This window comes from Sphingomonas sp. Ell38C01 (genome assembly GCF_055231975.1).
This window is the reverse complement of the sequence record NZ_JBUYVA010000001.1, coordinates 744,862-767,007: the sequence shown is the minus strand read 5'-3', so window position 1 is coordinate 767,007 and position 22,146 is coordinate 744,862. Positions and strand designations below refer to the sequence as shown.

Genomic DNA, 22,146 nt, shown 5'->3' with positions numbered 1-22,146 from the left:
CATGCCTATATGGACGGGATGCCCGAACGTTCCACACGGACCGACCTTCCCCCGCCCCTTGCCATCTGGTTCGCGCGCCGCGACTGGACTCCCCGCACCCATCAGCTCGCCATGCTCGCCGAGGCCCGCGCCGGCCGCCACGCGCTCCTCGCCGCCGCCACCGGCGCGGGCAAGACGCTCGCGGGCTTTCTCCCCACCCTCACCGAGCTGATCGAAGCCCCCACCGAGGGACTCCACACGCTCTACGTCTCCCCGCTGAAAGCCCTCGCGGTCGACATCCAGCGCAACCTCGTCGCGCCCGTCGAGGAGATGGCGCTCGACATCCGAATCGAGACACGCACCGGCGACACCCCGTCGGACCGCAAGGCGCGCCAGCGCGTCAAGCCGCCGCATATCCTGCTCACCACCCCGGAATCGCTCTCGCTGCTCCTCAGCTATCCCGACAGCCTGACGATGTTCGCCTCTCTGAAGACGATCATCATCGACGAGGTCCACGCCTTCGCCACCGGCAAGCGCGGCGACCTGCTGAGCCTGTGCATGGCCCGCCTGCAACGGATCGCCCCCGCGATGCGCCGCGTCGCGCTCTCCGCGACGGTCGCCGACGCGGACGGCTACCGCGCCTGGCTCGCCCCCGACGGCGATATCGACGCGGTCAGCCTCGTCCACGGCCAGGCGGGCGTCGACCCCAACATCGCGATCCTGTTGCCGCAGGATCGCATCCCCTGGGCGGGCCATTCGGGCCGCTACGCCGCCGAGCAGGTGATGCGCGAGATCGCCGCGCACCGCACCACGATCGTCTTCTGCAACACGCGCAGCCTCGCCGAGCTGATCTTCCAGGACCTGTGGAAGGCCAACGACGCGCAGCTTCCGATCGGCATCCACCACGGCAGCCTCGACAAGGAAGCACGCCAGAAGGTCGAGGGCGCGATGGCCGCCGGAAAGCTGCGCGCGCTCGTCGCCACCGCCAGCCTCGATCTGGGCGTCGACTGGGGCGACGTCGATTGCGTCATCCAGATGGGCGCGCCGAAGGGATCGTCGCGATTGCTGCAGCGGATCGGCCGCAGCAATCACCGCCTCGACGAGCCCAGCGAGGCGATCGTCGTCCCCGGCAACCGCTTCGAATATCTGGAAGCGCGCGCCGCGCTCGACGCGGTCGAGGCGGGCGAACTCGATCCCGACATCTTCCGCATGGGCGCGCTCGACGTGCTCGCGCAGCACGTCATGGCCTGCGCCTGCGCCGCACCGTTCGACCAGGCCGCGCTGCTCGACGAGGTCCGCTCCGCGCTCCCCTATTCGGTGCTCACCGACGACCTGTTCGACAAGGTGTTGGGATTCATCCGCGACGGCGGCTATTCGCTGCGCGCCTATGACCGGTTCAAGCGCCTGACGCAGGATCCAGACGGCCTGTGGCGCGTCAGCCACCCGCAATTTGTTGCGCAGCATCGCCTGAACGCCGGGATCATCGTCGAGGCGACGATGCTCACCGTCCGCTTCCGCAACGGTCGCAAGCTCGGCCGCGTCGAGGAGGGCTTCGCCGCCACGCTCACGCACGGCGACACCTTCTTCTTCGCCGGCATGAGCCTCGAGGTCGAGAAGATCGACACCGAGGACCTGATCGTCCGCGCCACCGCGCGCCCCGCGCGCATACCAACCTATGGCGGCAGCCGGATGCCGCTTTCGACCAACCTCGCCGACCGCGTCCGCGGCTTCCTCGCGACCCCGTCCGAATGGCCGCGCTTCCCCGACGATGTCCGCGAGTGGCTCGAGATCCAGCAGGCGCGCTCGATCCTGCCACGCCCGGACCAGCTCCTGGTCGAAACCTTCCCGCGCGAGGGTCGCAACTACATGGTCGCGTACAGTTTCGAGGGCTGGAACGCGCACCAGTCGCTCGGGATGCTCATCACCCGCCGGATGGAGACGCAGGGGCTCAAGCCGCTCGGCTTCGTCGCCAACGATTATGCGCTCGCCACCTTTTCGATCGATCCCGTCATCGATCCGAAATCGCTGTTCAGCGCCGACATTCTCGAAAACGAGTTCGTCGACTGGGTCCAGCAGTCGCATCTCCTGAAACGCGCGTTCCGGGAGGTCGCGGTGATCGGCGGGCTCGTCGAGCGCCAACACCCCGGCAAACGCAAGACCGGACGCCAGGTCACCTTCTCGACCGACCTGATCTACGACGTGCTGCGCAAGTATGAACCGGGCCACGTCCTGCTAGAGGCCGCCTGGGCTGACGCGCGCGCGCGCATGACCGATGTGGGCCGCCTCGCCTCGCTGCTCGATCGCGCCGCCGATACGATGGTCCATGTCGACCTGCCCCGCGTTTCCCCCCTCGCGGTCCCCGTCCTCGTCCTGATCGGCCGCGAGAAGGTCGCCACCAACACCGCCGACGACGCGCTGCTGATCGAGGCGGAGGCGCTTGCGGCGGATGCGATGCGCGTGGATTGTTCCCTCTCGCCCAACCGTTCGCACTGAGCTTGTCGAAGCCTGTCCTGAGCGCCTGCCTTGGCAGGCAGTCGAAGGGTGCTGCCCTTCTTCCTGTAACCGTTCGAAGAAAGGACAGTGCTTCGACAGGCTCAGCACGAACGGACAGGGATTTCCCCCACCCCCAAACAAGCGTAACCTCGCCCGCATGAGAGGATGGCACGCCGCCTTGCTGCTACCGATCGCTGCCGCAGCATCCGCGCAGCAATCTCCGTCGGCCGCCTTTACCGAGCCGACCGAAACCCCCTCGCTCGCCAGCCAGCTCTCGTTCGGCCGCGACGGTCCGCGGATGACCGTTCCCGTCACGATCGCGGGCGCGGGGCCTTACGACTTCATCATCGACACCGGCGCGCAGCGCACCGTCATCAGCCGCGAGCTGGCGGGCACGCTCGGGCTCCCCGCCGGCCGCCGCGTCCGCATGATGGCGATGAGCGGGTCGAGCGAGGTGGGCACCGTCACCATCCCCTCGATCCGCGTGTCCGCCGGCGCCCCCACCGTCGGCGGATCGCGGATCGAAGCGCCGTCTCTGGAAGCGCGGCATCTCGGCGCGCCCGGCATGCTCGGGATCGACACGCTCCAGAACCACGCGGTCGCGATCGATTTCGACGCGCAGACGATGGCGGTATCGTCGTCGCGCAAGCGCGCATCGCGCCGCCCGGTCGATCGCGACGAAATCGTGATCGAGGCCAAGAGCCTGCTCGGCCAGCTTGTCGTCACCGAGGCGTGGGTCGGCGGCCAGCGCGTCCGCGTGATCCTCGACACCGGCTCGGTCGTCAGCATGGGTAATTCGGCGCTGCGGCGAAAGCTGGCGAAGAAGACGCCCACCGTCCCGATCGAACTCGTCAGCGTCACCGGCGGCCTGATCGTCGCCGACTATGGCACGATCGACACGATCAAGCTCGGCGACCTGACGATCAACAGCCTGCCGATCGCGTTCGCGGACGTCGCGCCGTTCCGCGAATTCGGGCTGGAGAAGCGCCCCGCGATCCTGCTCGGCATGGATGCGCTGAAGCTCTTCCGCCGCGTCCGCATCGATTTCGCCAACCGCGAAGTCCGCCTCCTCGCTCCCCGCGGCACGCTGCGGCGGGGGTAGCGTCGCGCCGGCTTGCACCGATGCCCGTTCCCCATCAGACTGACATTGGAAACCGTTCGGGCTGAGCCTGTCGAAGCCCGCCCCGCAGTCCGGGACGCCCTTCGACAGGCTCAGGGCGAACGGCGATGGATAGGACAATCAGACATGCGCATCCTCGGCACGCTCCTCGCCACCACCGCCGCGCTCACCGCGACCGCGGCCACCGCCCAAGTCGGCAAAAGTGGGTCGGCCCCCGACGAAAAGGCGTTCTTCGGCCTCTACAAGGAGCTGGTCGAGACCAACACCGTCGTCGATGTCGGCAGCTGCACCCAGGCCGCGGCGCAGATCGGCGCGCGGCTCAAGGCGGCGGGCTATGCCGATGCCGACCTCACCTATTTCTCGGTGCCCGAGCATCCGAAGGACGGAGGCATCGTCGCCGTCCTCAAGGGGTCGGACCCCGCGATGAAGCCGATGCTGCTGCTCGGCCATCTCGACGTCGTCGCGGCCAAGCGCGAGGACTGGAAGCGCGATCCGTTCAAGCTCGTCGAGGAGAACGGCTATTATTACGCCCGCGGCACCGTCGACGACAAGGCGATGGCCGCGATCTGGGCCGATGCGATGATCCGCTTCAAGCAGCAGGGCTATGCGCCCAAGCGCACGATCAAGCTGGCGCTGACCTGCGGCGAGGAGACCACCTATGCGTGGAACGGCGCGCAGTGGCTGGCCGCGAACAAGCCCGATCTGATCGCGGCGGAATTCGCGCTCAACGAAGGCGGCGGCGGGCGCATCGACGCGCAGGGCAAGCGCACCGTCCTCGCGGTGCAGGTCGGCGAGAAGGCCGCGCAGAACTACACCCTCGTCGCCACCAACCCCGGCGGCCACAGCTCCGCGCCGCCCCCCGACAACGCCATCTACGAACTCGCCGACGCGCTGAAGGCGGTGCAGGCCTATGACTTCCCGGTGAAGTTCACCGACACGACGCGCGCCTTCTTCGGCGCGACCGCGACGTCGCTGGGCGGCGAGACGGGCGCTGCGATCACCCGCCTGCTGGCGAACCCCAACGACACCGCCGCCGACGCGATCGTCAGCCGCGACAAGTCGATGCACTCGACGCTGCGCACCACCTGCGTCGCCACGCTGGTCAACGCGGGCCATGCGGAGAACGCCCTGCCGCAGCGCGCGCAGGCCAACGTCAACTGCCGCATCTTCCCCGGCGAGACGGTCGACGGCACGCTCGCCAAGCTGAAAGAACTGGCCGGCGCGAAGGTGACCGTCACCGCGAACCAGCCCGTCCGCCCCACCGCGATCCCGCCCGCGCTCGATCCGAAGATCCTGGGGCCGATGAAGACGGTCGCCGCGAAGCACTTCCCCGGCATCCCGATGCTGCCGCTGATGTCGACGGGCGCGACCGACGGCATCTTCCTGGAGGCGATCGGCATCCCGGTCTACGGCGCGCCCGGCACCTTTCTCGATCCCGATCTCAACGGCATCCACGGGCTGGACGAGCGGATCGGCGTGAAGTCGCTCTACGACGCGCGCGGCTATCTCTACGATCTCGTGAAGGCCTATGCGGGATAGCTGATATTGGAAACAACCGTACCCCGGCGCAGGCCGGGGTCCAGCCCCAAACGAAATCATGCGCGGCAGCGCAGTCGGCGCAGGGCGCCTAGACCGTGACCTGTTCGCCCAGCTCCAGCACCTTCCCCGGCGGGATCCGCAGGAAATCGGTCGGATCGCTCGCATTGCGCTGGAGGAACATGAACAGCCGGTCCTGCCACATCGGCATCCCCTCGCCCGCCGCGGGTTTCAGCGTGTTGCGCCCGATGAAGAACGACGTCTTCATCGCATCCGCGATCAGCCCCGCGCCCTTGCTGCGAAAGCCCAGATCCTCGGGCACGTCGGGCGTCTCCATGAAGCCGTAGCGCAGCAGCACGGTCGAGAAATTGTCGTCGATCCGCTCCACCTCCATCCGGTCCGCCGCCGCGACGCTCGGGCGGTCGGTGGTGCGGATCGACACGATCAGGTTGCGCTCGTGGAGCACCTTGTTGTGCTTCAGGTTGTGGAGCAGCGCCCCCGGCGCGCTCCCCGGATTGGCGGTCAGGAACACCGCGGTTCCCTCCACCCGCTCGGGCGGGCGCTTGGCGAGCGCGGCGGCGAGGTCGGCCAGCGGGATCGACTGGCGCTGCTCGAACGTCCGCACGATCCCGCGCCCGCGCACCCAGGTATAGATGATGATGCCGATCGCCGCGCCGACGACTAGCGGCACCCACCCGCCCTCGATCACGCGCAGGATGTTCGCGCCGAAGAAGATCGTGTCGAGCGTCAGGAACGGCAGGATCACCGCGATCGCCGCGGGGCGCTTCCACCCCCAGCGATGCCTTACGACGATATAGGCCAGGCAGGTGGTGACCACCATCGTGCCCGTCACCGCGATCCCGTACGCCGCCGCCATCGCGGACGAGGTCTTGAACTGGATCACCAGCACGATCACGCCGGCCAGCAGCAGCCAGTTGATCGCGGGCAGGTAGATCTGCCCCATATGATCCGCGGAGGTGTTGCGGATGCGAAGTCGCGGCAGCAGCCCCAGCTGGATCGCCTGCTGTGTCAGCGAATAGGCGCCGGTGATGACAGCCTGGCTCGCGATCACCGTCGCCGCGCACGCCAGCACGACGAACACCGGGCGCCACGCGTCGGGCGCCATCAGGAAGAACCAGTCCTGGTTCTTGAACACCACCCCGTCCGCCGCCGCCTGCTCCAGCGCGGCGAGCGCGAACGCGCCCTGCCCCAGATAGTTGAGCGCGAGCGCGGGAAAGGCGAGCGCGAACCAGCCGATGCGGATCGGCAGCTTGCCGAAATGCCCCATGTCCGCGGTCAGCGCCTCCGCGCCCGTCACCGTCAGGAACACCGCGCCCAGTACGAACAGCCCGGTCACCCCGTGATTGCCGAGGAACGCGACCCCGTACCACGGATTGACGACGCGGAAGATCGAGGGCTCGTCCGCGATGTGCCAGAGGCCCAGCGCGCCGATCGAGACGAACCAGACGATGCACACCGGCCCGAACAGCGTGCTGACCGACGCCGTCCCGCGCCGCTGGATCATGAACAGCCCCACGAGAATCCCCAGCGTCAGCGCGCGGATCAGCCCCTCGTCGAAGATCGCGGCCCCCCCCGGAATCGTCCGCAACCCCTCCACCGCCGACAGCACCGACAGCGCCGGCGTGATGATCGCATCGCCATAGAACAGGGCCGCCCCCGTCGCGCCGAGCAACAGCGCGATCCGGCTGCGCACCCCCAGCGCGCGCCGCGCCAGCGCGGTCAGCGCCAGCACGCCGCCCTCGCCGCGATTGTCCGCGCGCATCAGGAACAGCACATATTTGACGGTGACGACCAGCGTCAGCGTCCACAGCGCAAGGCTCAGCACGCCCAGGATCTCGCTCGGGTCGATCCCGTCCCCCGCGGACTGCGCCAAGGCTTCGCGAAACGCGTAGAGCGGGCTGGTGCCGATATCGCCGAAGACGACGCCAATCGCGCCGATCGTCAGCGCCAGCGTCGCCGGGCTGCGGATCGGCGTCCCGGGAACAGTGTCGGGGACAGGCTCGGCGGGCGAGGGGGCGGTCTGCGACATGGGCGTTCGCGCCTCTACGCCGATCGTCGCGCCAGGCAAGCGGATTCGCGCGCCCCGATCCCGCCATTGATCCCGGCCCGCGAACCGGGCAAGGCGGCGTCGTGGTTCCCTTTTCGTTCGGTGGGCACGCCTTGATGGCGATGCCGCAAGGCGCGCTGTTCTGGCCCGCGCGGCGCGCGCTGCTGGTCGCGGACCTGCATCTGGAAAAGGCGAGCTGGTTCGCGCGCCGCGGCCAGATGCTGCCCCCCTATGATTCGCTCGCGACGCTGGCGGACCTGACCGCGCTCGCCACCGCGACCGACGCGCGCGAGATCTGGTGCCTCGGCGACAGCTTCCACGACATCGACGGCTGCGATCGCCTGCCCGCGGAGGCGCAGGCGATGCTCCGCACTCTCACCGCGACGCGCGCCTGGACATGGATCACCGGCAATCACGACCGCGTCGTCGCGGATCATTGCGGCGGCGCGATCGCGGACGAGGCAGTGGTCGACGGCCTCGTCCTGCGCCACGAGGCCGATGCGCGCGAGACCCGCCCGGAGCTGTCGGGGCATTTCCACCCCAAGCTGCGCGTCCGCGTCCGCGGCAAGCTCGTCTCGCGACGCTGTTTCGTCGCGACCGGCACGAAGCTCGTCCTCCCCGCGTTCGGCGTACTCACCGGCGGGCTCGACGTCGGCCATCCGGAGATCGTCCGCGCGGTCGGCCCGCACGCCGAGGCGCTCGTTCCCGTCGCCGACCGGATGCTCCGCTTCGCGGTCGCCGCCTGAGCCGTTAACCATGCGGTGACTCCGGTCGCGCTAGGCTGTCCTTCGACACACGGCACGAAAGGACCCCGATGCCTGCGACGATCCTGGTGGTGGACGACAGCCGCACCAACCGCGAGGTGCTGGCGCGCGCATTCGCCGATGCGGGCCACCGCGTGATCGTCGCGGAGGACGGGCGCGCCGCGCTCGACCGGATTGCGACCGCAACGTTCGACTGCGTCGTGCTCGATCACGAGATGCCCGGCCTGTCCGGGGTCGAGGTCCTCACCGCAATCCGCGCGCGCGCGGAGACGAGCGACCTGCCCGTCGTGATGGTCACCGCGCGTAGCGATCCCGCCGCCGCGGTCCAGGCGCTCGCCGCGGGGGCGGACGACCATGTCGCCAAGCCGTTCGCGATGGAGGAACTACGCGCGCGCATCGATCGCGTGATCTTGCGTCACCGCCGGATGACCGAGTGGAAGCGCGCCAACATCGCGCTCGACGCGCGCATCGCCACCCGCGCGATCGAGCTGGGCGAAGCCCGCGTCGCGCTCGCCGCCGCGAACGCCGACCGCGAGACGCTCGCCGCCTCGCTCCGCACGCTCGCGGAGGAGCTCGCGCGGCTGCGAGCATAATCCGGCACCCCAGCGAAAGCTGGGGTCTTCCGCCACTGGTGCTTCACCGTCACGAGGAGGCGTTCCAGCCTTCGCAACCCCCGCGCGTTGCGCTAACCGCATCGCGATGTCCGATGCCGTCCCCACCCTCGCCGAGCGCCTCGCCCGCGCGATCCTGCGCGCAGGCCCGATCCCGATCGCGCACTACATGGCCGCCGCCAACGCGCACTATTACGCCACCCGCGATCCGCTCGGCGCGCAGGGGGACTTCACCACCGCACCCGAGATCAGCCAGATGTTCGGCGAGCTGATCGGCCTGTGGTGCGCGGACCTGTGGGACCGCGCCGGGCGCCCCGACGTCGCGTGGGTCGAGCTCGGCCCCGGGCGTGGCACCCTCGCCGCCGATGCGACGCGCGCGATGGCGAAGGCGGGGTTCGCCCCCCCGGTCCACCTCGTCGAGACGAGCCCCGCGCTCCGCGCCGCGCAGGCGACGCGCGTCCCGGACGCGACATGGCATGATTCGATCGACACCCTCCCCGACGACGTGCCGCTGATCGTCGTCGCCAACGAGTTCTTCGATGCGCTGCCGATCCACCAGATGGTCCGTCGCGGCGAGACGTGGCACGAGCGCATGGTGGCGGCGCAGGACGCCGGGGCGCAGACGCTGTTCCTGCCGATCGCGGGCAAGACGATCCCCGACGGCGTCATCCCCGAGCATCTGCGCGACGCCCCCAACGGCGCGATCATCGAAACCTCGCCCGCCTCGGTCGCGATCGTCCGCAACCTGACGCAGCGCATCGTGGCGCAGGGCGGCGCGCTGCTCGCGATCGACTATGGCTATGAAGGCCCCGCCACCGGCGACACCTTTCAGGCCGTCCGCGCGCACGCCTACGCCAACCCGTTCGAGGCGCCCGGCGAGCACGACCTGACCGCGCATGTCGACTTCGCGACGCTCGGCATCGCCGCACGCGCGGACGGCGCGCGCGTCGCCGGCCCGGTCCCGCAGCGCGCCTTCCTCACCACGCTCGGCATCGACGCACGGACCGCGGCGCTCGCGACGGCCCGTCCCGAGGTCCGTGCCGATCGCGACCGGCTGGTCGACGCGATGGGCGACCTGTTCAAGGCGCTCGCGGTGGTCGCCCCCGCCTGGCCCGCCCCGGAGGGATTCGCATGATCGCCTATCGCGACGCCCGCCCCGAAGACGCCGCCGCGATCTGCGCGGTCGCGCGCACGTCATACGTCGAGACCTTCGGCACGCTCTATTCCGACGCAGACCTCAACGCCTTCCTCGACACCGCGTTCGGCCCCACCGGCCTCGCCGCGCACGTCACCGACCCGGCCTATCGCCTCCACGTCGCGACCGAGGGCGACGCGATCGTCGGCTACGTCAAGCTCGGCCCCGTCGCCTTCCCCGGCGACTGGAGCGACGCCACGATCGAGCTGCACCAGCTTTATGTCCTGAAGGCGCATCACGGCGCGGGCGTCGGCCCCGCGCTCACCGACTGGGCGCTCGCCACCGCACGCGCGATGGGCAGGCGCGACGTCGTCCTCAGCGTCTATGTCGGCAACGAACGCGCCAAGGCCTTCTATCGCCGGCTGGGCTTCGTCGATATCGGCCGCTACGACTTCGTGGTGGGCGAGACGGTGGACGAGGACCGGTTGATGCGATTGACCCTGTGACCATTGATCCCATGACCATCGAAGTGAACCGCGCGCGCGCGCTGGCGGGCGTCCCCCACGGCTTCCTCGGCCGCCGCGGCGGCGTATCGAACGGCATCCACCACGGCCTCAACGTCGGCCTCGGGTCGGACGACGATGCTGCCGCGATCGCACGCAACCGTACGCTGGCGATCGAGGCGGTGCGCCCCGGCGCGCGTCTCGTCACGCTCTACCAGGTCCATTCCGCCGACTGCGTCACCGTCCTCGCACCGTTCGACGAGGGCGTCCGTCCATCGGGCGACGCGCTCGTCACCGACCGTCCGGGCCTCGCGCTCGGAATCCTCACCGCGGACTGCGCGCCCGTCCTGTTCGCGGACCGCGATGCGGGCGTCGTCGGCGCGGCGCATGCAGGGTGGAAGGGCGCGCTCGGCGGCGTCACCGATTCGACGCTCGCCGCGATGGAATCGCTCGGCGCCCGGCGCGACCGCATCGTCGCTGCGGTCGGCCCCTGCATCGCGCGCGCCAGCTACGAGGTCGACGCCGCCTTTGCGCGCCGCTTCGAGGAGGCCGATCCCGAGAACGAGCGCTTCTTCGCCCCCGGCCGCGACGCGCACCACCAGTTCGATCTGGAGGCCTATGTCGCGCACCGCCTCGCTGCCGCGGGGGTGCGCACCGTCGAGACGCTGGGGCTCGACACCTATGGCGATGCCGGTCGCTTCTTCAGCTATCGCCGCGCGACCCATCGCGGCGAACCCTCCTATGGTCGCCAGATCGCGCTGATCGCGCGCGAATAGTCTCGATAGATACCAGTTTCGTGTCTAGGCTCGCGCGCAAAAGCAGGAGAGTCCCGATGCCCGACGACACCAGCCCGACCGAAGCCGACCTGACCGGCGTCGCCCCCCGCGTCGCCCCCAAACCGCAGGTCGAGGAGATCGGCGGCCGCAAGCTGAAGCCCGCGACGCTGATGATGGGGCACGGCTACGATCCCGCGCTGTCCGAAGGCTCGCTCAAGCCGCCGATCTTCCTCACCTCCACCTTCGTCTTCCCCAACGCGGCGGCGGGCAAGCGCCATTTCGAGGGCGTGACGGGCAAGCGCCCCGGCGGCGCGGAGGGCCTCGTCTATTCGCGCTTCAACGGCCCCAACCAGGAGATCCTCGAGGATCGCCTCGGCGTCTGGGAGGAGGCCGAGGACGCGCTGGCCTTCTCCAGCGGCATGTCCGCGATCGCCACGCTCTTCCTCGCGATGGTGAAGCCCGGCGACACGATCGTCCATTCCGGCCCGCTCTATGCCGCGACCGAGACGCTGATCGCGCGCGTGCTCGGCAAGTTCGGCGTCGAGTGGCTCGATTTCGCCGCGGGCGCGACGCGCGAGGAAATCGATGCGGTGATGGCGAAGGCGGCGAAGGGCCGCGTCGCGCTGATCTATCTCGAAAGCCCCGCCAACCCCACCAACGCACTGGTCGACGTCCAGGCGGTCGCCGCATCGCGCGACGCGATCTTCGGCGACAGTGCGGACAAGCCCCCGATCGCGATCGACAACACCTTCCTCGGGCCGCTCTGGCACCAGCCACTCAAGCACGGCGCGGACATCGTCGTCTATTCGCTCACCAAATATGCCGGCGGGCACAGCGATCTCGTCGCGGGCGGGGTCTTGGGGACGAAGGCGCACATCGACACGATCCGGTCGATGCGCAACACGATCGGCACGATCTGCGACCCCAACACCGCGTGGATGCTGCTGCGGTCGCTGGAAACGCTCGAGCTGCGCATGAGCCGCGCGGGGGAGAATGCGGTGAAGGTCTGCGCCTTCCTCAACGGCCACCCCAAGGTCGAGCGCGTAGGCTATCTCGGCTTCCTCGAAGAGCAGGGCGACGCGCGGCAGGCCGACATCTATCGCCGCCACTGCACCGGCGCGGGCTCGACCTTCTCGCTGTACCTGAAGGGCGGCGAGCGCGAGGCGTTCGCGTTCCTCGATACGCTGAAGATCGCCAAGCTCGCGGTGAGCCTGGGCGGCACCGAGACGCTCGCCTCGCACCCCGCGGGGATGACGCACCTGTCGGTCGCCGAACCCCGCAAGTCCGCGCTCGGCATCACCGACAACCTTGTCCGCATCTCGATCGGCGTCGAGGACGCCGACGACCTGATCGCCGACTTCGCGCAGGCGCTGGACGCGATCTGACGGTCAAGATTCTCCCCGGCGCGGGGAGGATGACGAACCCCCTTGCATCCCGCTCCCGCTCCGCCATCCTCCCCCGCGCGGCGCCAGACCGCGACGGACAGGAGAGCAAGATGACGAAGCGCGTGGCGGTGATCGGCGCCGGGATGGGCGGGCTGTGCGCCGCGATCAAGCTGCGCGAGGCGGGCCACGACGTGGTCGTCTACGAACATGCCGACGCGGTCGGGGGGACCTGGCGCGCGAACCGTTATCCCGGCGTCGCCTGCGACGTGCCCGCGATCCTCTACCAGTTCTCGTTCGCGCCCAACCCGCACTGGAGCCACCATTATGCGCGCGGCCCCGAGATCCACGCCTATACCGAGGCGCTGGTCGACCAGTTCGGCCTCGCGGACATCCTCCACCTGAACGAAGGCGTCACCCGCGCGACCTGGGACGACACCGCCGCGCTATGGCACGTCGAGACCGAACGCGGCGCACGCGAGGCATTCGACGCGATCGTCCCCGCGCTCGGCCAGCTCAGCCGCCCGATGCTGCCCGCGATCCCAGGCCGCGACACGTTCGCGGGCACGATGCTCCACGCCGCCGCGTGGCCCGACGATCTCGACCTGACGGGCAAGCGCGTCGGCGTCGTCGGCTCGGCCGCCAGCGCGGTCCAGCTGATCCCCGAGGTCGCGAAGGTCGCCACGCACCTGACCGTGTTCCAGCGCACACCCAACTGGGTCGTCCCGCGCAACGACCAGCCCGTCACCGACGAGGCCAAGGCGCTGATGGCGACCCGGCTCGACGTCGCGATCCGCCTCGGCGCGCAGCAACGTGCGATGATCTTCGACCAGTCCGACGCGTTCTTCTGGCAGGCGTTCGCGTGGACGCCCGAGGGCCGCGCCGCCTTCACCCGCACCGCGCTCGATCATCTCGAAGCGCAGGTCGCGGACCCCGCGCTGCGCGCGAAGCTCACCCCCGATTATCCGATCGGCTGCAAGCGCATCCTGTTCGCGGACGATTTCTATCCCGCCTTGTGCCGCCCCAACGTCACGCTCGAAGCCGCCCCGATCGAACGCATCGACGCGAGCGGCATCGCCACCGCGGACGCACATCACGACCTCGATGTCCTGATCTTCGCCACCGGGTTCGAGACGACCGAGTGGAACTGGTCGATGGAGGTGACCGGCGCGGGCGGCCTCACGCTACGCGACGCGTGGGCGGAGGGCCCGGAAGCGTATCTGGGGATCCTCGTCCACGGCTTCCCCAACATGTTCGTGCTGTACGGCCCCAACACCAATCTGGGGCACAATTCGATCAGCTTCATGCTCGAGGCGCAGGTGGGCTACGCGCTCCAGGCGCTCGCCGCGCTCGACTCGACGGATGCCCGCCGCGCCGAGGTGACTGCCGCCGCGCAGGCGACCTTCAACACCGATATGGCGCGCACGCTCGAGGCGACCGTCTGGGCCGATCCGCACTGCCACAGCTGGTACAAGGCCGCGAACGGCCGCATCCACCAGAACTGGTCGGGCAACTGCACCGACTATGCCGCAGCGACCGCGACGCTGGATCGCGAGGCGGTCGCGCTGACATAAGGCGCAATCGTACCCCGGCGCAGGCCGGGGCCCAGCCGATCCAAAAAACTCGCGCGGCAGCGCGATCGGCGCTCCGCGCCGAGACTGGACCCCGGCCTGCGCCGGGGTACGGCATCGCCACGGCACAGCGACTGGACCCACGCCCCCCACCTGTGCAACGGCACCCGCACCATGCCCACCCCGCAATCCTATGACGCGATCGTCCTCGGCGCCGGCGGCGCGGGGCTGATGTGCGCCGCGGTCGCCGGCCAGCGCGGACGCAAGGTCGCGGTGGTCGATCACGCCCCCGAACCCGGCCGCAAGATCCTCATCTCCGGCGGCGGCCGCTGCAACTTCACCAATCTCGGCACGACGCCCGCCAACTATCTCTCCGCCAACCCGCATTTCGCCAAGTCCGCGCTCGGCCGCTACACCGCCGCCGACTTCCTCGCGCTGGTCGAGCGCCACCGCATCGCATGGCACGAGAAGACGCTCGGCCAGCTCTTCTGCGACGGCTCCGCGCGCCAGATCGTCGCGATGCTGCTCGACGAATGCGACGCGGGGGACGTCGCGCTCCGTCTCGCGCACCCGATCCGCGACGTCTCGCACGCCGACGGCCGCTTCATCGTCGTCCATGGCGATCGCACGCTCACCGCCCCCGCGCTGGTGATCGCGACCGGCGGCCCCTCGATCCCGAAACTCGGTGCGACCGGCTTCGCCTACGACCTCGCGCGCAAGTTCGGGATGAAGGTGGTCGAGCCGCGCCCCGCACTCGTCCCCTTGACGCTGCCCGGCGACGAAGCGCTGTTCCGCACGCTCGCGGGCGTCGCCGCGCCCGTGGTCGCGCGCGCGGGCAAGGCGGCGTTCGCGGAGGCCGCGCTGTTCACGCATCGCGGGCTCTCCGGTCCCGCGATCCTCCAGGCCTCGTCCTACTGGCGCCACGGCGAGTCGATCGCGATCGACTTCCTGCCCGGCCGCCCGCGCGGCTGGCTGACCGACGCCAAGCGCGCGCGCGCTCGCGCGACCCTCGCCGCCACGCTCGCGCAGGCGCTGCCCACCCGCCTCGCCGACGCGCTCGCGGCGCAATTGCCCAGCGGCGAACTCGGCGCCGCCACCGACGCACGCCTCGCAGAGGCCGAACGCCGCCTGGCGGACTGGCGCTTCGCCCCCAACGGCACCGAAGGCTTCGCCAAGGCCGAAGTCACCGTCGGCGGCATCGCCACCGCCGCGCTGTCGTCAAAGACGCTGGGCGCGACGCATCTCCCCGGCCTGTACGCGATCGGCGAGGCGGTCGACGTCACCGGCTGGCTCGGCGGCTATAATTTCCAATGGGCCTGGGCCAGCGGCTGGGCCGCAGCGCAGGACCTGTAAGGCGTCCGCTGGCCGATACCGCTATTCCGCCGCCGCCATCTCGCCGTCATGTTCGACGCTGCGTGCAGCCTCGCCCGACAGCGCCCAGTGCAGGTCGCCCTTGCCCAGCACGCGCCCGTCGTGGCTCAGCACCGCGACCGGCTGCACCGGCCGTCCGTCGCGCGCATCGACCAGCTCGACCGACGACACGCACATCTCCCACTTTTCGCCCCATTGCCGCAGCGCGACCATCGTCGGCAGCAGCGCATGGCCCTTGTCGGTCAGCCCATAGACGATCTTGCGGCGATCCTCGGGCAGCGCGTCGCGCTTGAGGATGCCATGCTCGACCAGCCGCGTGAGCCGGTTGGCCAGGATATTGCGCGCGATCCCCAGCTCGGACTGGAACTCCTCGAAATGGTGTAGCCCGTTGAACGACGCGCGCAGGATCATGAACGACCAGCGCTCCCCCATCGCCTCCAGCGCCGCCGGCAGGCCGCAATCATACAGGGTTTCGCGCACTCCGCCCATCGCCGCATCCTCTCGCAATCCCCGATCCTATCGCAGAAACGGCATGAAGGGAACGGGTTCTAAGTTTTAAGTTGCAACCTGAAATTCATCAATTTAGGTATTGAATCGCAACTTGAACAGGATGCTTCCCATGATCCGCCTCCCCCTGATCGCCGCCCTCTCCACCACCGTGCTGCTCGCGCTCGCGACGCCCGCCACCGCGCAGGCCCCCGCCGGCTATTATGTCGCCACCCCCGTCGCGGCCCCCGCCAAGCCGCGGCTGATGACGCGGATGACGCCGTGGACGCTGCGCGGCCCCGCCTATGTCGCCGCCAAGTCGCCCGAGCGCCCCGGCATCCTTTGCGAGCTCGTCGCGCGCGAGGCGGGCACGCTCTCCAGCTTCGTCGCGAACGGCGCGCCGCTCGCCGAGGACGCGCTGGCCAAGTGCAACGCGCACGCGAAACCCGGCGATGCGCAGACCGCCGCACGCTGAGAGTCCGTCTGGAAATGCGCTGAAGGCGCATTTCGGCGGTGCCGGCCCGCTCCCCCACCCGGCCTCCCAAACGGTATCCTGATGGGTGGCCGGGTGGGGGAGCGGGCCGGCACCGCCTTGAAACCCGCTCTTCCGCGAATTTTCAAACAAGCCCCGACGTGACGATTCCGCAACTCCCCTGTTGCAAAGGTGCGGCACGCGCCCCCACAAAGGTCGCGTGCTGCGCCAATATGAACTGATCGATCGCGTCCTCGACTACGATCCCGACGCCGACGAGGCGATGCTCAACCGCGCCTATGTCTTCTCGGTCAACGCGCACGGCACGCAGAAGCGCGCGAGCGGCGATCCCTATTTCAGCCACCCGATCGAGGTGGCCGGCATCCTGACCGACCTGAGGCTCGACGACGAGACGATCGCGACCGCCATCCTCCACGACACCGTCGAGGATACGGTGGCGACCAGCGAGGAGATCGAGCGGCTGTTCGGCGCCAACGTTGCGCGCCTCGTCGACGGCGTGACCAAGCTCAGCAAGATCGAGGCGCAGACCGATACCGAGCGCGCGGCGGAGAACCTGCGCAAGTTCCTGATGGCGATGTCCGACGACATCCGCGTGCTGCTCGTGAAGCTGGCCGACCGGCTCCACAACATGCGCACACTCCACCACATCGCGAAGCCCGAGAAGCGCCGCCGGATCGCGAAGGAGACGATGGACATCTACGCCCCGCTCGCGGAGCGGATCGGGATGTACGAGTTCATGAAGGAGATGCAGACGCTCGCCTTCGCCCAGCTCGAGCCCGAGGCGTACGAATCGATCACGAAGCGCCTCGACCAGCTCAAGGCCGGCGGCGGGGACCGGATCGCCAAGATCGGCTCGGGGCTGAAGCTCCTGCTGTCGCGCCACGGCGTCGAGGCGGACATCTCGGGGCGCGAGAAGCATCCCTTCAGCATCTGGCGCAAGATGCAGGAGCGCCACATCAGCTTCGAGCAGCTCAGCGACATCATGGCGTTCCGCGCGATCGTCCCGACCGAGGAGGATTGCTACGCCGCGCTCGGCCAGATCCACCGCCGCTGGCCGATGGTGCCGGGACGGTTCAAGGATTACATCTCGACGCCCAAGCGCAACGGCTATCGCTCGCTCCACACCAGCGTGATCCATTCGGACAACACCCGCGTCGAGATCCAGATCCGCACCGCGGACATGCACGCGGAGGCCGAGTTCGGCCTCGCCGCGCACTGGGCCTACAAGCAGGACAGCAAGGTCCGCCCCGAGACGCAGCACAGCTGGATCGCCGATCTCGTCGAGATCCTCGACACCGCCGCCACGCCCGAGGAGCTGCTCGAGCATACCCGCATGGCGATGTACCAGGACCGGATCTTCGCGTTCACCCCCAAGGGCGAGCTGATCCAGCTGCCCAAGGGCGCGACCCCGATCGACTTCGCCTATGCGGTCCACACCGATCTGGGCGACCAGTCCGTGGGCGCGAAGATCAACGGACGCGTCGTGCCGCTGCGCACCGTCATCGAGAATGGCGACCAGGTCCAGATCCTGCGCTCCAAGGCGCAGGTGCCGCAGCCCAACTGGCTCAACTTCGCGATCACCGGCAAGGCGCTCGCCGCGATCCGCCGCCACCTGCGCCATGTCGAGCGCGACCAGACGCTGGCGCTGGGCCGCAACATCTATGACGAGATCGTCGGCCGCCTGCCCGCGCAGATCGCGACGGACGCGCTCGCCAACGCGCTCAAGCGGCTGAAGATGCCCGACGACGCCACGCTGATGCAGGCGATCGCCCGGCGGACGATCACCGATGCACAGGTGATGGAGGCGCTGATGCCCGGCTCCGCGGGCGCCGACGTCGCCGATGCGCCGCCGCAGTCGAGCGCGATCTCGATCAAGGGGCTGACGCCGGGCGTCGCCTACCAGCTCGGCGACTGCTGCCACCCCGTCCCCGGCGACCGCATCGTCGGCCTGCGCCGCCCCGACGCCTCGATCGAGGTCCATGCGATCGACTGCCGCGCGCTCGCCGATCTCGCCGAGCGTTCGGCGGACGAGACCGACTGGCTCGACGTCCAGTGGGGCGACGAGACCGAGGGCGCGACCGCGCGCATCTCGGTCGAGGTGAAGAACGAACCCGGCGCGCTCGGCATCCTCGCCACGATCATCGGCGCGCACAAGGCGAACATCATCAACCTGCGCCTCGACACCCGCGACACCGGCTTCCACACCAACATGATCGACGTCGAGGTCCACGACGCGCACCAGCTGATGCGCCTCCTCTCCGCCCTGCGCGCGACAGACGTGGTCAACACCGCCGAGCGGGTGTGATGGCCACCCACACCCCCAAACCCGTTCGCACTGAACGGGTGTGAGGTGTGGAACCAGATTTTCTCCGGCGACTTTAGCCCGACACCAGGGAGCCCAGCCATGATCCGCGCCATCCTCGCCGCTACCGCGCTCGTTGCCGCCACCCCTGCCGCCACCCCCGCCGTCGCGCAGCAGGTTCGCAGCATCTCCGCGACCGAAAAGGCACAAGGCGCGCAGGCCCACCCCCAACTCGTCGCCGAGTTCGGCGGTGCGTATCGCGGGCCGCAGGCGGCGTTCGTCGAGCGCGTCGGCAAGCGCGTCGCGGTCGAATCCGGGCTGTCGAACGCGGGCGGCGACTTCACCGTCACGCTGCTCGATTCGGCGGTCGAGAACGCGTTCGCGATCCCCGGCGGCTATGTCTACGTCACCCGCCAGCTGCTCGCGCTGATGAATTCGGAGGCCGAGCTCGCCTCGGTCCTCGGGCACGAGGTCGGCCATGTCGCCGCGCGCCACGCCGCCTCGCGCAACACCCGCTCGACGATCGGCGCGCTCGCCGCGGCAGGCGCCGGGCTGCTGACCGGCAGCGATCTCGCGCGCCGCGCGGTCGGCACCGTCGGCCAGCTCTACACGCTCAAATACGGCCGCGATCAGGAATATCAGGCCGACGCGCTCGGCGTTCGCTACATCACCGCGGCGGGGTACGATCCCTACGCCGCCGCAGACATGCTCGCCGCGCTCGACGCCTCCTCGTCGCTGGCGGCGCAGGCGACCGGCAGCAACGGCCGCGCGCTCCCCAGCTGGGCGTCGACCCACCCCAATGGCGAGGACCGCGTCCGCCGTGCCGCCGCGCTCGCGCAGGCGACCGGCAAGCCCGAAACCAGCCCCGCGCAGGACACGCGCTTCCTGCGCATGGTCGACGGCCTACCCTACGGCGACGGCAAGGCCGGCCGGCAGGTGATCCGCGTCGTCACCGTCGGCCCGCGCGACACGATCGACACGCTCGCGCAGCGGATGGCGGTGCCGACGCTCAAGCGAGAGCGCTTCGTCGCGCTCAACGGCCTGCCTGGCGACGAACCGCTCAAGGCCGGCACCCTCGTCAAGCTCGTCGTCGCCGGCTGACCCGCACCGTTCGCGCGTCAGGTCGTGACGGCGGCGCGGCGCTGCGCTAGAGCCGGCGCATGGTCGCGCTCTCCGTCGTCATCCCCTGCTACAACGAGGCGGCGTGCCTCGACACGCTCCACGCCCGCGTCGCCGCCGCCGCGCGCGGATGCGTCGGCGACGATCACGAGATCGTCCTCGTCAACGACGGCTCGCGCGACGACAGCTGGGCGGTGATGCAGCGGCTGTCCGCCGCGGACCGCCACGTCGTCGCGATCAACCTGTCGCGCAACCACGGCCACCAGCTCGCGCTCACCGCGGGGCTGGACCTGTGCGCGGGTGACCGGATCCTCATCATCGACGCCGACCTTCAGGACCCGCCCGAACTCCTCGCCGACATGCTCGGCGTGATGGCGCGCGACGCCGCCGACGTCGTCTATGCGGTCCGCCGCCGCCGCGAGGGCGAGACGCTGTTCAAGAAGGCGAGCGCGGCCGGCTTCTACCGCCTGCTCGACCGCGTCACCGACACCCCGATCCCGCTCGACACCGGCGACTTCCGCCTGATGAGCCGGCGCGCGCTCGACGCGTTCCTGTCGCTCCCCGAACAGGCGCGCTTCATCCGCGGGATGGTCGCGTGGATCGGCTTCCGCCAGGTCCCCTTCCCCTACGATCGTGCCGAGCGCCATGCGGGCGAGACGAACTACCCGCTCGGCAAGATGATCCGCCTCGCCTTCGACGCGGTCACCGGCTTCTCGACCGCGCCCCTGCGCTGGGCCAGCCATTTCGGCCTCGCGCTCACCTTCGCGTCGCTGCTCCTGCTCGTCTACATCGCGATCGGCTTCTTCACCGGCTCCGCGGTGCAGGGCTGGACCTCGACGATGCTCGTCGTCGTGCTGCTAAGCGCTGCGCAGATGTTCGTGCTCGGCATGATCGGCGAGTATCTCGGGCGGCTCTACGTCGAATCGAAGCGCCGCCCGCTGTATCTGGTCGCCGACGTCGCGGGGCCGGTGCAGGGAAGGGCGACCTTGGGGTACAAGGCGGAGGCTCCAGGCAACCCTACCGCCTCGATCCCACTCCCCGTTCGCCCTGATTAGCGGCTGAGCGAAGTCGAAGACGCGTATCGAAGGGCCAGCGCGCTACGCCAGCATCCTTCGATACGCCCCTTCGACAAGCTCAGCGGCTACTCAGGACGAACGGTCAGGGGGTGGCCCCTCACCCCCGCTCCGCCAGCGTCACGATCGACACCCCGGGCGTCATCGGCACCCGCCCGACCAGATGCCGCTCCACCCGGAACACCGCCTCGAAAATCGTGTTGAGCAGCTTGGGCGGCGGCGAATCGTCGCTGTCGTCGCGTCCGCTCATGCGTCCCGCCACCCGCGCCGCCGCCGCCAGCGGGAACAGCAGCGAGTTGAAATAGGTCAGCTTGCGGGTCTTCAGGCCCGCCGCCGCGATCGCCTTCGCCAGCGTCGCCTTCGAATAGCGCCGGTGGTGGTGGTTCACCACGTCGTGCGCACTCCACATCCACTGGTGCGCGGGCACCGCGATCAGGATCTTGCCGCCGGGCGCCAGGCAGTCGCGCATCGCCGTCAGCGCGGCGACGTCGTCCTGGATATGCTCGACCACGTCGAGCACCGCGATCAGGTCGTAATAGCCCCGCTCGATGCCCGGCAGCGCGGGCAGCGGCTGGTCGCCGACCGGGCGCCCCAGCCGCTGGCTCGCGATATGCCGCGCGTCCGCATCGATCTCGATCGCGTCGACCCGCCCGAACGCGCCGAGCATCGGCAGATTGTGCCCCGTCCCGCACCCGATCTCGAGGATCTTCGCCTTTTCCGGCAGCCCGCCATAGCGCGCCAGATAGTCCGCCAGGATGTCGCGCCGCGCGCGATACCACCAGTGCGTCGAATCATGCGCCGCCATGCGGTCGTAGACGATACGGTCCATGTTATCCGAACACCCAGATGCGATTGAGCAGGAACGTCACGATCGCCGCGACCAGGATCGCGGGGACCAGCGGAACCCAGGGATGGAGATGGAGCAGCGCGGTGCCGATCCAGGTGATGACCGCGTTGAGCGCCAGCCCCGCGCTCTGGACGATCACGAACTTCACATGCTGCGTGCCCCCCGCCTCGCGCGTGCCGTGGTCGCGAAAGCTCCACCGGCTGTGGAGGAAGAATCCCGCGGTCACCGCCACCGCGAACGCGAACGGCACCGCCGCTACCGCCATCGCCTCCGGGAACACGAAGTGCGTCAGTGGCAGGTAGACCAGCGAATAGATCACGCTCGACAGGCCGCCCGCGATGCCGAAGCGCACGAGTTGCCCCAGCACGCCGCTCGTGCGTAGCGCCTCCACCCGTTCGCCGATCGTCGCCACTGCCACCCTTGCCCTTTGCGTGGCCGCGAGTAAGGGCCGCGTACAGCCTCTAGTCCCGGGGCGGGGTGGGGAAAAGACCCTTGGACACGCGTTTGACGAACCGGC

19 protein-coding genes are annotated in these 22,146 nt (G+C 69.5%); 15 read left to right on the top strand and 4 right to left on the bottom strand.

The features are described from left to right. The first annotated feature begins 18 nt into the window (after positions 1–18). The 3 genes from ACV7NO_RS03705 (at position 19) to ACV7NO_RS03695 (ending at position 5,131) form a co-directional block, all read left to right on the top strand. Positions 19–2,472, top strand: coding sequence for a ligase-associated DNA damage response DEXH box helicase (locus ACV7NO_RS03705; RefSeq protein ID WP_463404674.1), 2,454 nt, complete (start codon positions 19–21; stop codon positions 2,470–2,472). Between the two features lie 157 nt (positions 2,473–2,629). Beyond that, positions 2,630–3,574, top strand: coding sequence for a retroviral-like aspartic protease family protein (locus ACV7NO_RS03700; RefSeq protein ID WP_463404673.1), 945 nt, complete (start codon positions 2,630–2,632; stop codon positions 3,572–3,574). A gap of 144 nt (positions 3,575–3,718) precedes the next feature. Beyond that, a complete protein-coding gene (locus ACV7NO_RS03695) occupies positions 3,719–5,131 on the top strand; it encodes a M20/M25/M40 family metallo-hydrolase (RefSeq protein ID WP_463404672.1) in 1,413 nt (470 codons plus the stop codon). Positions 5,132–5,219: 88 nt separating this feature from the next. Here ACV7NO_RS03695 and ACV7NO_RS03690 read toward each other — a convergent pair whose 3' ends face one another. Further along, the gene (locus ACV7NO_RS03690; RefSeq protein WP_463404671.1) at positions 5,220–7,178 is read right to left on the bottom strand and encodes a potassium transporter Kup; all 1,959 of its coding nucleotides are present in this window, start codon (positions 7,176–7,178) and stop codon (positions 5,220–5,222) included. A 101-nt stretch (positions 7,179–7,279) separates the two neighbouring features. Here ACV7NO_RS03690 and pdeM point away from each other — a divergent pair, with 101 nt between their 5' ends. From pdeM to ACV7NO_RS03650, 8 genes are all read left to right on the top strand, one after another. Beyond that, on the top strand, positions 7,280–7,942 hold the full coding sequence (pdeM, locus tag ACV7NO_RS03685; RefSeq protein WP_463404670.1) for a ligase-associated DNA damage response endonuclease PdeM: 663 nt from the start codon (positions 7,280–7,282) through the stop codon (positions 7,940–7,942). A 68-nt stretch (positions 7,943–8,010) separates the two neighbouring features. Continuing rightward, positions 8,011–8,553 carry a response regulator gene (locus ACV7NO_RS03680; protein WP_463404669.1) on the top strand — a complete coding sequence of 181 codons (543 nt, stop codon included), beginning with the start codon at positions 8,011–8,013 and terminating at the stop codon, positions 8,551–8,553. Positions 8,554–8,659: 106 nt separating this feature from the next. Beyond that, the gene (locus tag ACV7NO_RS03675) at positions 8,660–9,706 is read left to right on the top strand and encodes a class I SAM-dependent methyltransferase (protein ID WP_463404668.1); all 1,047 of its coding nucleotides are present in this window, start codon (positions 8,660–8,662) and stop codon (positions 9,704–9,706) included. Continuing rightward, a complete protein-coding gene (locus ACV7NO_RS03670) occupies positions 9,703–10,212 on the top strand; it encodes an N-acetyltransferase family protein (RefSeq protein WP_463404667.1) in 510 nt (169 codons plus the stop codon). The genes ACV7NO_RS03675 and ACV7NO_RS03670 overlap by 4 nt, the downstream gene beginning before the upstream one ends. An 11-nt stretch (positions 10,213–10,223) precedes the next feature. Beyond that, positions 10,224–10,985, top strand: a complete 762-nt coding sequence (gene pgeF / locus ACV7NO_RS03665) for a peptidoglycan editing factor PgeF (protein WP_463404666.1) — start codon at positions 10,224–10,226, stop codon at positions 10,983–10,985. A 56-nt stretch (positions 10,986–11,041) separates the two neighbouring features. Next, entirely contained in the window at positions 11,042–12,370 is a 1,329-nt protein-coding gene (locus tag ACV7NO_RS03660) for a cystathionine gamma-synthase family protein (RefSeq protein WP_463404665.1), read from the top strand. A 110-nt stretch (positions 12,371–12,480) separates the two neighbouring features. Next, complete coding sequence (locus ACV7NO_RS03655; protein WP_463404664.1) at positions 12,481–13,941, top strand: flavin-containing monooxygenase; 1,461 nt, start codon at positions 12,481–12,483, stop codon at positions 13,939–13,941. A 171-nt stretch (positions 13,942–14,112) separates the two neighbouring features. Then, positions 14,113–15,291, top strand: coding sequence for a BaiN/RdsA family NAD(P)/FAD-dependent oxidoreductase (locus ACV7NO_RS03650; protein ID WP_463404663.1), 1,179 nt, complete (start codon positions 14,113–14,115; stop codon positions 15,289–15,291). Between the two features lie 21 nt (positions 15,292–15,312). Here the strand turns inward: ACV7NO_RS03650 and ACV7NO_RS03645 are convergent, their stop codons facing one another. Further along, entirely contained in the window at positions 15,313–15,798 is a 486-nt protein-coding gene (locus tag ACV7NO_RS03645) for a winged helix-turn-helix transcriptional regulator (RefSeq protein ID WP_463404662.1), read from the bottom strand. Between the two features lie 130 nt (positions 15,799–15,928). Between ACV7NO_RS03645 and ACV7NO_RS03640 the strand changes: the two genes are divergently transcribed. The 4 genes from ACV7NO_RS03640 (at position 15,929) to ACV7NO_RS03625 (ending at position 20,764) form a co-directional block, all read left to right on the top strand. Next, on the top strand, positions 15,929–16,270 hold the full coding sequence (locus ACV7NO_RS03640) for a CC_3452 family protein (protein WP_463404661.1): 342 nt from the start codon (positions 15,929–15,931) through the stop codon (positions 16,268–16,270). A gap of 217 nt (positions 16,271–16,487) precedes the next feature. Continuing rightward, complete coding sequence (locus ACV7NO_RS03635) at positions 16,488–18,593, top strand: RelA/SpoT family protein (RefSeq protein WP_463404660.1); 2,106 nt, start codon at positions 16,488–16,490, stop codon at positions 18,591–18,593. A gap of 99 nt (positions 18,594–18,692) precedes the next feature. Further along, on the top strand, positions 18,693–19,691 hold the full coding sequence (locus tag ACV7NO_RS03630; RefSeq protein WP_463404659.1) for a M48 family metalloprotease: 999 nt from the start codon (positions 18,693–18,695) through the stop codon (positions 19,689–19,691). Positions 19,692–19,750: 59 nt separating this feature from the next. Continuing rightward, entirely contained in the window at positions 19,751–20,764 is a 1,014-nt protein-coding gene (locus tag ACV7NO_RS03625; protein WP_463404658.1) for a glycosyltransferase family 2 protein, read from the top strand. A gap of 118 nt (positions 20,765–20,882) precedes the next feature. Here the strand turns inward: ACV7NO_RS03625 and ACV7NO_RS03620 are convergent, their stop codons facing one another. Both ACV7NO_RS03620 and ACV7NO_RS03615 read right to left on the bottom strand, forming a co-directional pair. Then, positions 20,883–21,611, bottom strand: coding sequence for a class I SAM-dependent methyltransferase (locus tag ACV7NO_RS03620; RefSeq protein ID WP_463404657.1), 729 nt, complete (start codon positions 21,609–21,611; stop codon positions 20,883–20,885). Position 21,612: 1 nt separating this feature from the next. After that, positions 21,613–22,041 carry a GtrA family protein gene (locus ACV7NO_RS03615; RefSeq protein WP_463404656.1) on the bottom strand — a complete coding sequence of 143 codons (429 nt, stop codon included), beginning with the start codon at positions 22,039–22,041 and terminating at the stop codon, positions 21,613–21,615. Positions 22,042–22,146 lie beyond the last annotated feature (105 nt).

Excerpts from the sequence above, each read along its gene's own strand:
- ACV7NO_RS03640 (WP_463404661.1), top strand. The coding sequence starts at position 15,929 with ATGATCCGCCTCCCCCTGATCGCCGCCCTCTCCACCACCGTGCTGCTC.
- ACV7NO_RS03700 (WP_463404673.1), top strand. The coding sequence starts at position 2,630 with ATGAGAGGATGGCACGCCGCCTTGCTGCTACCGATCGCTGCCGCAGCA.
- ACV7NO_RS03660 (WP_463404665.1), top strand. The coding sequence starts at position 11,042 with ATGCCCGACGACACCAGCCCGACCGAAGCCGACCTGACCGGCGTCGCC.
- ACV7NO_RS03630 (WP_463404659.1), top strand. The coding sequence starts at position 18,693 with ATGATCCGCGCCATCCTCGCCGCTACCGCGCTCGTTGCCGCCACCCCT.
- ACV7NO_RS03675 (WP_463404668.1), top strand. The coding sequence starts at position 8,660 with ATGTCCGATGCCGTCCCCACCCTCGCCGAGCGCCTCGCCCGCGCGATC.
- ACV7NO_RS03690 (WP_463404671.1), bottom strand. The coding sequence starts at position 7,178 with ATGTCGCAGACCGCCCCCTCGCCCGCCGAGCCTGTCCCCGACACTGTT.
- ACV7NO_RS03655 (WP_463404664.1), top strand. The coding sequence starts at position 12,481 with ATGACGAAGCGCGTGGCGGTGATCGGCGCCGGGATGGGCGGGCTGTGC.
- ACV7NO_RS03620 (WP_463404657.1), bottom strand. The coding sequence starts at position 21,611 with ATGGACCGTATCGTCTACGACCGCATGGCGGCGCATGATTCGACGCAC.
- ACV7NO_RS03705 (WP_463404674.1), top strand. The coding sequence starts at position 19 with ATGCCCGAACGTTCCACACGGACCGACCTTCCCCCGCCCCTTGCCATC.
- ACV7NO_RS03650 (WP_463404663.1), top strand. The coding sequence starts at position 14,113 with ATGCCCACCCCGCAATCCTATGACGCGATCGTCCTCGGCGCCGGCGGC.
- ACV7NO_RS03645 (WP_463404662.1), bottom strand. The coding sequence starts at position 15,798 with ATGGGCGGAGTGCGCGAAACCCTGTATGATTGCGGCCTGCCGGCGGCG.
- ACV7NO_RS03670 (WP_463404667.1), top strand. The coding sequence starts at position 9,703 with ATGATCGCCTATCGCGACGCCCGCCCCGAAGACGCCGCCGCGATCTGC.
- ACV7NO_RS03695 (WP_463404672.1), top strand. The coding sequence starts at position 3,719 with ATGCGCATCCTCGGCACGCTCCTCGCCACCACCGCCGCGCTCACCGCG.
- ACV7NO_RS03625 (WP_463404658.1), top strand. The coding sequence starts at position 19,751 with ATGGTCGCGCTCTCCGTCGTCATCCCCTGCTACAACGAGGCGGCGTGC.
- ACV7NO_RS03680 (WP_463404669.1), top strand. The coding sequence starts at position 8,011 with ATGCCTGCGACGATCCTGGTGGTGGACGACAGCCGCACCAACCGCGAG.
- pgeF (WP_463404666.1), top strand. The coding sequence starts at position 10,224 with ATGACCATCGAAGTGAACCGCGCGCGCGCGCTGGCGGGCGTCCCCCAC.